This window comes from Alkalibacterium sp., assembly GCF_046484155.1.
In the GTDB taxonomy this organism is placed as follows: Bacteria; Bacillota; Bacilli; order Lactobacillales; family Carnobacteriaceae_A; genus Alkalibacterium.
Window position 1 is genome coordinate 1 of sequence record NZ_JAWOBT010000028.1, and the last position, 10625, is coordinate 10625.

Here is a 10625-nt window from a genome sequence, read left to right on the forward strand (position 1 = left end):
TCGTGTGATGACAAGCTCAGCTACTATTTTTTCGTGAGCTTGCCATTTGGAGCGCACAATGACAAGCTCAGATTTTATTTTTTCGTGAGCTTGTCATTCGGAGCGCATGATGACAAGCTCAGCTACTTTTTTCTGGTGAGTCTGTCATTTGGAGCGCATGATGACAAGCTCAGATTATATTTTTTCGTGAGCTTGCCATTTGGAGCGCACAATGACAAGCTCAGCTACTATTTTTTCGTGAGTCTGTCATTTGGAGCGCATGATGACAAGCTCAGCTATTATTCTCTCGTGAGTTCGTCATCTGGATTGTGTGATGACAGACTCAGTTATTATTTTCTGGTGAGTCTGTCATTCGGAGCACACAATGACAAGCTCAGATTATATTTTTTCGTGAGTTCGTCATTTGGAGCATGAAATGACAGACTCAGCTTATATTTTTTCGTGAGTCCGTCATTCGGAGCGCAAGATGACAAGCTCAGTTATTATTTTTTGGTGAGTTCGTCATTCGGAGCATGAAATGACAGACTCAGCTTATATTTTTTCGTGAGTTCGTCATTCGGAGCGCGCAATGACAAGCTCAGCTACTATTTTTTCGTGAGTCTGTCATTTGGAGCGCAAAATGCAGACTAAAATAAAAGTTCATCTTCAGTAGCCATTATAAAGTTCTTTAAAAACAGAAAGAAGCTAGCACAAGGCTAGCTTCTACCTATCTATGAAGTTAGTCAGAGGAATCGACTGGCTCTTTTTTCTTATCATCAGTCTTCTCTTGGGTTGTTTTTGTTTCTTCATTCGTTTCTGTTTCTTTTTCGTCTAAATTTCCAGTCGTTCCATCAACTTCCCCTTCGACAACGGGGTTTTCTTCGATGGGGTCTTCTGCTGGCTCTTTTTTCACTGGTTCTTTCACTTCTTCTTTGGGTTCTTCTACTGTTTCGGGTTCTTCTTTATCAGTTTCCATTTCAGGTGCTGTTGTTGTGGTAGTATCAGTGTTCGTTTTCTTATCCTCTGTCTGATTCGAACTGCTTCCAGTACTGGAATTAGTTGAATCGTTAGTTGACGGCTGACTTGCTGGTTTATTGGTAGACGGCTGTTCAGTGCTCGTATTGCTGGATGAGGACGGGGTCTTCTTCACCGGCGCTGTCCAGGTTGATTTTTCTGCAGTTTCTTCAGTCTCAGTTATTTCTGCATCTTCATTATCAGAAACGTCATCCTCTGTATTTTCTTCTACTGATGCTTCAACGTCCTCAGACTCGTCAGTTTCTTCATCGACGAGTTCTTCGGTCTCTTCATCTTCGTCGGTATTCTCTTCATCAGTTAAGTCTTCCTCATCTTCTGTCGATTCCAAGTCATCTTCATCATTTTTTTCAGTCTGATCTTCATCATTATCTTCCATTGTCTCTTCTGTATCTTCAACTTCTGAACTCATGGCTTGGATGCTTCGACTTTCGACTTGGTGACGTGATTGTCCAATACCGATGGTCACAATAATGAATAAAACAAGGACCAGTGCTGATATGACACTCGTTACGGCTCTGTTTTCTTTAATGAATAATTGCAGGGATTTAAAAATGTCGGATATTAATTTCATTATGAGACATCTCCTTTTCAGTGTATTTAAATCTAGTATAACATAGCTTTTAGTACAGATTTATATTTTTTTAAAAAGACTATATTTTATTTGCTGAATATAAAAAGACACCCTCGCTGCTGCTTCATAAAAGCAACGGCAAAGGTGTCTGTCAGTTATTCTGTTTTACTTAATCAATTCATAGATGGCTTCTGCATAAATAGCCATTGATTTCATCAAGTCATCGATCGCCATAAATTCATTGGCCTGGTGCATCGTATCGACACTGTCAGGGAACATTGCACCGAATGCTACACCGCGTTTCATCAGACGACCGTATGTACCGCCGCCGATAACCATTTCATGAGCCTCTAAACCTGTTTGACGATGATACACGTCTAATAAAGTTGTAACAAGCGGATCGTTTGCAGGAACGTAATGGGGTTCTTTTCCGTTTGCTTTAGACAATGTCAGGTCATAGTCAGATAATTTCGTTTTAAATGTTTCAAATAATGCTTCTTCCGTTGTTCCTTGTGGGTAACGCATGTTGACCGTGATTTTTCCGCCTTCATTCGCCTTGAATGAAAAGACACCTGGGTTAGATGTTAACTCTCCCATTATTGCATCTGTCACAGCAATGCCCAATTTTTCTCCTTCAGGATCATCATGCAGGTAAAGCATGGTCAATTCCAAGAAGGCCTTGGCATCTTTTGCGAAATCGAAATCAGACAAGTAGCGGGCTAAATAAGTTGCCGCATTGACGCCACTGGCAGGTTTGCTGCCGTGTGCTGCTTTACCTGTCATTTCTATCGTCACCTGGTCGCCATCGACAGCGGCAACACCACTAACGGGCAAACCGTCTACGAAGTCAGCTAAACCAGCTTGTATCGCTTCCGGGTTCTTGCTTTTAACGACTGCAACAGCTTCTTGAGGTACCATGTTGGGACGTAAGCCTGCTTCAAACTGGACTAATTCTTCTGATCCACCATCGACTGCACCTTTTGTTTCAATAAACACCGTAGCATTTCCTTTTTCACCGTTGATGATAGGGAATGAGGCATCTGGCGAGAAACCAAAGTCAGGTTCTGGTTCAGTTTTTAAATAATGTTTGATCCCTTTCCATTCACTTTCTTCATCCGTACCAATAATGAAACGGACTTTTTTAGAAACGGGCAAGTCCAGGTCTTTAATCATTTTCAGCGCATAATAAGCTGCCATGCCGGGGCCTTTATCGTCGCTTGAACCACGGGCATACAGACGGCCGTCTTTTATGACAGGTTCAAATGGATCCGTTTCCCAACCTGTTCCTGTTGGTACAACGTCTACGTGAGCTAGGACGCCCATTAATTCGTCACCGTCACCATATTCGATGTGACCTGCCCAGTTATCGACATTTTTAGTTGTAAATCCGTCACGCTCGCCTAATGCTAAGAAGGCTTCAAGTGCTTCTTTAGGTCCAGGACCTACAGGTGCTTCGTCTGTAGCATTATCGTCGTCACGTACTGAATCAATACGTAATAAATCAAATAAATCTTCTAGATAAGCATCCTTGCGTTTGGCTGCTTCTGCTTTCCAGTCTATATTTTGTGTCATTCTATCGTCCTCCTTGATTAAGTAACTTAACTCTCTTTTGCTATTTTATCATTAATTTCATCAAACGCCAATTGTTCAGTACATTATTTAAAATAAATCATTTAATAAGCAATGACCAACCGCTAGTCATTTAATTTCATCTTGACGATTGTTCTGACGTGATTCTTTTCTCATTAAGTAATAAACTAAGGATAAGAAACTGTGATAATTTAGGAGGGTTTTATATGAACAAAATCACCAAAGAAACAGTGAAAGCTTTCATGCCCACTCGTGAACGTACCAGCTACAAAGGCTCATACGGGCGAGTCTTGTTGGTCGGCGGCAACGAGAACATGGCCGGGGCGATCATTATAGCCGCTTCGGCTGCCGTCTATAGTGGTGCCGGCCTGGTGACTGTCGCCACGCATCCGTCCAATAAAGCTGCCTTGCATGCACGTTTGCCAGAGGCCATGTTTGTCCCCATGAACAACACGCAACAACTCAAAAACTACGTAAGTTCTATGGATATGATCGTCATTGGTCCGGGACTTGGACGCGACGACGAATCCCTCACTATTTTGCGGACTGTGTATGAAACAGTGAAATCCCATCAAATTCTACTCGTTGATGGAGATGGTATTTATTTACACATGAACGAAGTCGTGCCTAAACCTAAGGCAACCTTGATTTTAACCCCTCATTTAGGCGAATGGCGAACACTGACAAATTTATCTCCCGACGAACAGTTTGTAGAAGTGAACCAGGAATACGTCAAAGACTTGAAGGCCATCGTCATTCTGAAAAAAGCGCGGACTGAAGTCTACTTCGATGATGAGGTTTGGGAAAACACAACAGGCAACCCTTCGATGGCAACAGGCGGTATGGGAGATGCTTTAGCCGGTATGATCGGCGGGTTCGTCCCTCAATTCGATACGATCAAGGAAGGGATCTTATCTGCTGTTTATCTGCACAGTTATATCGCTGATCAACTCAGTCTGACTCATTACGTGACGCTGCCTACAGCAATAATCGAACAGATCCCTAAAGTGATGAAGGACATTTCCAAAGACAAGCAGAAAAGATGGATCTGACCGATGTGGAATGAACGTCGTATTTGTTCATTAGCTGATCCTTCCCTTTAGTCGAGTAGCCTGTACAGCGAAAGCAGGACCTATCGATCATCCTGTCATCCAGCGTTCTGTCCGCAGTTTGATTTATGCGCTTCTTTCACACTTTTTTCAATTGCTAGTCGTCTTTATACACGATACAATGAAACAGTTAGAAACATTACTGTGAAGGATGATATTAAATGAAAAAGAAATTATTGTGGATCGTTTCATGGGTATTTCTACTGGGTTTTCTCCTCATGTGGTTAAACTTTCAACTTGTTTACTTTCTAGGCATCGCGGCTTTATTTGTCTTCTCGCTGTGGCAAATACCTAAAGCCAGTGGCGAATATTCAGATGAAGAATATGCCTACGAAAAAAGAAGATCGATCTGGACGATGAGCATTGCCGCTGCCTATATTGCCGCTGGTTTCCTCGCCCTTATATTACAAACCTTTTTCTTTTGAAAAAGACCCTAAGATCAATGATTCAGAAGGAAAACCTCCGCTAGCGGAGGTTTCTTTCATTCTAAATGTTTGTTGATGGCCTTAGCTTAAGGAGTTAGCTGTAATCTAGTGAGGGAGTTAAGAGCGAGACCGATGCTGCTCGATGATTGCACGTTCTTTTCAAATAAATAAAAAAAGACATGAGTTGGTCAAATCACTCGGCATTTTCAGCCTAAGTGATGTGTCACCCTCATTGTCTTTTTTTTGTTTTACTAACTGTTTTCCAGCATGTCAATTTCTGCTTCAGTCAAGGGACGATACGCGCCTAATTCAAGCAGCGGATCCAGTTTCAAGTCGCCCATGGCTACGCGTTTCAAGTAGGTCACTTTTTTACCTACCGTTTCCATCATGCGTTTGACTTGATGAAATTTTCCTTCTTGAATGGTTATTTCCACTTTAGATGTCCCAGCTTCTTCATCTGTTTCCAGAATCGTCAACTTTGCCGGCATTGTCTCATATGTTCCAAACTCGTCTTCCAATGTCACACCTGTTTTAAAAGCGTCAACATCTTCTTCAGTCACGATGCCATCCACTTGTGCATAGTATAATTTATCGACGTGATGCTTCGGTGATAACAAGCGATGTGTCAGCTTGCCGTCATTGGTCAATAAGAGCAAGCCTTCAGTATCGATATCAAGTCGCCCGACTGGATGCGGCTCCTGCAAGCTATCTTGTGGTTCGAGCAGATCGATGACCGTATCATGTACAGCATCCTCCGTCGCGCTGATGACGCCCTGCGGTTTATTTAACATGAAGTAAACAAATTCCTGATAAGCAATACGTTCGCCTAAAACTGTGATGACATCTGTTTCGGGGTCCACATGTGTTTTAGGGTCAACGACAATCTTCTCATTCACTTCAACAATTTTCTTTTTCAATAATTTCTTGACTTCTTTTCGTGTGCCTAACCCGCTGTGGGCTAGAAGTTTATCTAAGCGCATACGTACTCCTTTCTTTCTTTCATATTTGTTTGATGTTCAGTTCATTCTCAATTTACGGCGGACACTGGCCGCTTTTGTGCCAATCAAGCGATCGGCTAATTGTGTTTTCAGTACCAGGTAACCGTAGATCAAAATACCTACAGCTGAAATGACTGCCAGACTGATAAGGGACTGGAAACGGCTGTTGTAGTCAATGAAAAAATCCAAGCCAAACTTCGTGAGTCCCGTTCCTGCTCCCATCGCTAAGGACAAGATCAGGATCAAGAACGAACGTCTGAAGAGTCGAGTGGCTGAATAGTGCGTATGTTTGTGCATGATGAAAAGCATCATGCCGCAACTGACTAGAAAGCCTGCGATCGCAGACAGCAGCATGCCATAGGGTCCGACCCAGGCAACAAAGAGGACTTGACTGACTACTTTCACGACTAAACCGGTAAACAAGGCTTTGATTGCCGGCCGCGTTAAGTTGGAAGCCTGCAGAATATTGCCCAGTACCGCATAGAGAGCCACAAAGATGCTCATTACAGCAGACACTTGAGTGATGCGGGTACCTAAATCGCTTTGTTCAAAAAACACGGCATATAATGGTTCAGCAACGACAGCCATACCGATGGCTGCCGGGAACATGGCGAAAAGCAGCAACTGCACTGCTTTGGAAAACTGTCTTCTTACTTCATCCATGTTCTTTTTCGCTATCAAGTCACTGATCAGCGGTACGGAGGCAATGGCTAAAGCCGTCCCGAATGACGTTAGGATCATGATCAGTTTGTGCGCATTTCCTTGAGTTATTCCGTAGGTGGCTTCAATCATATCATCACTCATATCAGAAAACTGACGCATCAACGGGCTGTATGTGAGCTGGTCGACCATCTGAAAGACGATGATCCCTGTTGCAATAATAATAAAGGGAATCGACGTTTTGATGATATTGACGATCAGCTGGTTGGGTGAAACCGATAATTTCCCGGAACTTTCTTCAGGGGCATAATCAAACGCCGTTTTCATGTGCTTAAGGTTGAACGCTAAGTATCCCAGCGAGAATATCGCTCCTATGAAGGCTGCGAACGTTGAAAAGGCAACGGCCGTTACGACTTCTCCACCCATGACTTGTCTTATTGCAAAAACAGCACTTAAGAGAAAAATGATCCGCGTTACCTGTTCGATGATTTGAGAAATCGCTGAAGGGGCCATTTTATTATGACCCTGAATAAAGCCACGTGTCACACTTTGAGCAGGGATGATAAGCAGAGCCGGGGTCAATGACCGCATAACGATGATCGCTTCACTTGTATTCGCTGACGGACTTGACTGAGCGATGACCGGGGCAATGAAATACATGACCAGTGCAGATATCACACCAGTAAATGCCATGATTTTCAGTCCCTGCTTGTAAATACCCTTGGAGATTTCAAATTCTCCCAGCGCATTGTAATAACTGACCTGTTTGGAAATCGCTGACGGGACGCCCGCGGTAGCGAGAGCCAGAAAAAATCCATACGGAATATAACCAATTTGATACAGTGCCATAGCCGCATTTCCCGGTGCCTGACCACCCATCCAGGCAAACCAGGGAATGATATATAATGCGCCCAAGATCCTGGAGATCATACTTCCGGCGGTCATCCAGGCTGCACCACTTACCATTCTGCTGTCGTGAGATTCTTCAGGTTTAACTGTATTTGTCGTTGTATCGTTATCCATTCATTTGAAACCCTCTTTCAAATTATCCTCTTATGTTGCTATAAAAGGTCCAGCATTTTGTATTGTTCTGCTCATTTGATTTGATTTTAAATTGATGTTGATATAGTCAAGAAAAAAAGGAGCACACGGCTCCTTTTTTACCTAACCCTTATTCTACTGTTTTATTGCAGAGGGCGCAATCTTTTAGGGTAAAGATTCATCAAACGTTCCCGAATTGTCATCAAATCTTTACATTGTCACTCTTTTGATAACTGCTGCTTGGCGAACAGCTGATACAGCCGGTGCGTTTTGATCAACTCATGGTGTTTCCCGATTCCGGTCAGTCGGCCATCTTCTATAAAGACGATTTTGTCAGCATCTAAGATCGTACTCAGGCGGTGAGCAATGACAAACGTTGTGCGTCCTTCCATCAACTTGTTCAAGGCTTGAGAGACGATTTTTTCAGATTGACTATCCAGACTGGCCGTGGCTTCATCCATCATTAAAATTTTCGGATCCCTTAAAAAGGCACGGGCAATATTGATCCGCTGACGCTGACCGCCTGACAATTTGATTCCGCGTTCACCGATCTCTTCTTCCAGCTTGTCCGGAAATCGGTTGATAAATTCTTTAGCGTAGGCCATTTCCAATACTTCCCATAAGCGTTCTTCGGTCAGTGTTTCAGGATGAGGCAAGCCGTAACAGAGATTTGCTCTGATGGTCCCCGACATCATCGCATTCTCCTGAGATACGTAGCCGATTTGACTCCGCCATGAATGCAGACTGATATCTTCGATCAGCGTATCGCCTGCACGGATTTCCCCACTGTCTGGTGTGTAAAAGCGTTCCAGTAGCGAAAACAGTGTCGATTTCCCCCCACCACTCGGACCGGCGAAGGCAATTTTTTCACCTGGAAGCGTGCTGAATGATACGTCATGGATCACTTCTTTACCCGGTTCATAGGCAAAACTCACGTGATCAAAAGTAATCGGCAAATCATCTATGGGCAGCTTGATGCCCTGCCGTTTTGCTTCTTCCTTTTCATCGAGGATCTGGGCGATCCGTTCTGTCGCTCCAGCTGCTTTCTGGATCTGCATGAAGAAATTCATGAACGTCGTTATCGGAAAGATCACCTGAAACAAATAAAGCAGGAAAGCAACCAGTTGCCCGGTCGTCATCACGCCACGGGCAACGCGTACACCGCCATACCCGATGACAAAAACCATGACGCCCATCATCAGTGTGTACATCAGTGGACCGATAATAGAAATATACTTGCCCTCTTTTAAACCGATACGATACAGTTTGGCAATGTCCGCTTCACCTTTATTTTTTTCATAATTTTCAGCTGTCGATGATTTCATCAACCGGATTTCTGCAATGGTCTGCTGGACTTTACCCGAAAAGATCGCAGTCTCGTCCTGCATCTCCCGGGAAACTTTCGCGATGCGTTTTCCCAGCGGCCGGATAAGACCCAAGGCAAGCGGTACAGCCGTTAACATCACCAGGGTCATCTGCCAGTCCATGACTATCAGGATAAAAAAGATTCCTACAAGTGTCAGGATGCCATTTATAAATTGCGGGAAGAACGAGGAAATCAAATTTTGAACGATGGACGTGTCGTTGGTCAAGCGACTGACGATTTCTCCTGAAGCATACCGGTCGAAAAAAGTGACCGGCAGTTTAATGATCTTATTCCACAGAAACTCTCTCAATCCTGCGACGACATGCTGACCGATTTTATGTAACACATAATTCGAAAAGCCGTTAAATATGACTTGAACAATAAAGATACCGATGATTGCAGCTATCATCCAGGGTGTGAAAAAATCGAACTCGATCCCATCTATAAACCGTTGAGTAGCCAACGGGATCATGAGTTGCGTCAAGGTGGTTATGATGCTGCCCGCTAGACCGATAGCGATCAGCCCTTTAGAAATATTGGTTGACCACAAGAGACGACTGAACTGTTTGAGGTCTTGTTTTGTCGGTGTTTTCAATTCACTTTTAGTTTGCATGTGACCGCCCTCGTTTCATTTGAGAAAAACTTAGATCGTGTTGTCTTTATTTTACCGTATCGTTGAGAAGTAAGCCATGAAAAAGTAGCGTTTGGGCCGATAGTCCCAAATGCTTCATAATGATTGGCCAAGTTTTTGTTTTATCGCCAGTTAGAATAAGTTTGAAACATTGCTTGTTCTCGACGAAACTTTTTTAAAATGAGCCCCCATTATTTTGTCCTATAGTACCCGCTCAAATCGTCATCGTCTTTTCAGTCTGACTTATTGCGCCTATTAACGCCCACTCACGCGGAAAATGCATTCCCGTTTGTCCTATTGATCTCAGGCCGCACAATTATTTAACTGACAAAATAAACAGAGCGGGCATTTTGACAATGCCTGCTCTGTTTGCTTCTACTTATCTTGATCCATTTATCATAAAAGGTGCCACTGCTTATTATCTGATCAATTCGCTACGATATTGACCAGTTTGCCCGGAACAACAATCACTTTACGAATGGTTTTACCTTCCAAGTGTTCTTGAATTTTCTCGTCACTCAAAGCCATCGCTTCCAGATCTTCTTTGGAAATAGTTCTGGAGGTCTGATTCTTCGCACGGACTTTTCCATTGATTTGGAAAACGACCTGAACTTCATCTTCAACCAGTTTCGTTTCGTCAAATGTCGGCCAAGGTTCATACGCGATACTTTCCTCTGACCCCGTCACTTTTGACCAAAGTTCTTCCCCTAAATGAGGTGCGATCGGAGCTAAAAGTATAATGAATCCTTTTAAATATTCAAGCGGCAAGCCTTGCGCTTTATAGGCTGCATTAGTGAACACCATCAGCTGAGAAATGGCTGTGTTGAATTGAAGACCTTCGTAATCCTCCGTGACTTTTTTCACGGTTTGATGATAGACAACTTCAAGAGAGCCATCATTGAACGTGGTGATGCGGTCCCTCAACTTATCTTCTTCGTCGACGAACAAACGCCAGACACGGTCCAGGAATTTACGTGCCCCTTCTAGCCCATCTTCGTTCCAGGAGATCGCTGCATCGAGCGGTCCCATAAACATTTCATAGAGTCTGAGTGTGTCTGCACCGTATTTTTTGACCACGTCATCTGGATTGACCACATTCCCTTTAGATTTAGACATCTTTTCATTGTTCTCGCCTAGAATCATCCCCTGGTTATAGAGTTTCTGGAATGGTTCTTTGGTTGGAACGAGATCTAGATCATACAAGAATTTATGCCAGAAAC

Annotated in this window: 8 protein-coding genes; 2 read left to right on the forward strand and 6 right to left on the reverse strand. The window is 43.4% G+C overall.

What is annotated here, in order from left to right:
• Positions 1-718: 718 nt before the first annotated feature.
• On the reverse strand, positions 719-1585 hold the full coding sequence (locus tag R6U02_RS02235; RefSeq protein WP_410262007.1) for a hypothetical protein: 867 nt from the start codon (positions 1583-1585) through the stop codon (positions 719-721).
• 165 nt (positions 1586-1750) lie between these two features.
• Complete coding sequence (pepV, locus tag R6U02_RS02240) at positions 1751-3157, reverse strand: dipeptidase PepV (RefSeq protein WP_410262008.1); 1407 nt, start codon at positions 3155-3157, stop codon at positions 1751-1753.
• A 224-nt stretch (positions 3158-3381) separates the two neighbouring features.
• On the opposite strand from pepV, the gene R6U02_RS02245 reads away from it, so the two are divergent.
• Together R6U02_RS02245 and R6U02_RS02250 are read left to right on the forward strand one after the other, a co-directional pair.
• Positions 3382-4227, forward strand: a complete 846-nt coding sequence (locus R6U02_RS02245; RefSeq protein ID WP_410262009.1) for an NAD(P)H-hydrate dehydratase — start codon at positions 3382-3384, stop codon at positions 4225-4227.
• Between the two features lie 218 nt (positions 4228-4445).
• Positions 4446-4709, forward strand: a complete 264-nt coding sequence (locus R6U02_RS02250) for a hypothetical protein (protein ID WP_410262010.1) — start codon at positions 4446-4448, stop codon at positions 4707-4709.
• A gap of 251 nt (positions 4710-4960) precedes the next feature.
• On the opposite strand, the gene R6U02_RS02255 is transcribed toward R6U02_RS02250, so the two are convergent.
• The 4 genes from R6U02_RS02255 to R6U02_RS02270 form a co-directional block, all read right to left on the reverse strand.
• Positions 4961-5689, reverse strand: coding sequence for a pseudouridine synthase (locus R6U02_RS02255; protein WP_410262011.1), 729 nt, complete (start codon positions 5687-5689; stop codon positions 4961-4963).
• Positions 5690-5725: 36 nt separating this feature from the next.
• Entirely contained in the window at positions 5726-7390 is a 1665-nt protein-coding gene (locus tag R6U02_RS02260) for a polysaccharide biosynthesis C-terminal domain-containing protein (protein WP_410262012.1), read from the reverse strand.
• A 236-nt stretch (positions 7391-7626) separates the two neighbouring features.
• Positions 7627-9387 (reverse strand): ABC transporter ATP-binding protein, encoded by a 1761-nt coding sequence (locus R6U02_RS02265; protein WP_410262013.1) that lies wholly within the window; start codon positions 9385-9387, stop codon positions 7627-7629.
• Positions 9388-9831: 444 nt separating this feature from the next.
• Positions 9832-10625: class I tRNA ligase family protein (locus tag R6U02_RS02270; protein ID WP_410262014.1), on the reverse strand; the 794-nt coding region annotated here is incomplete at its 5' end.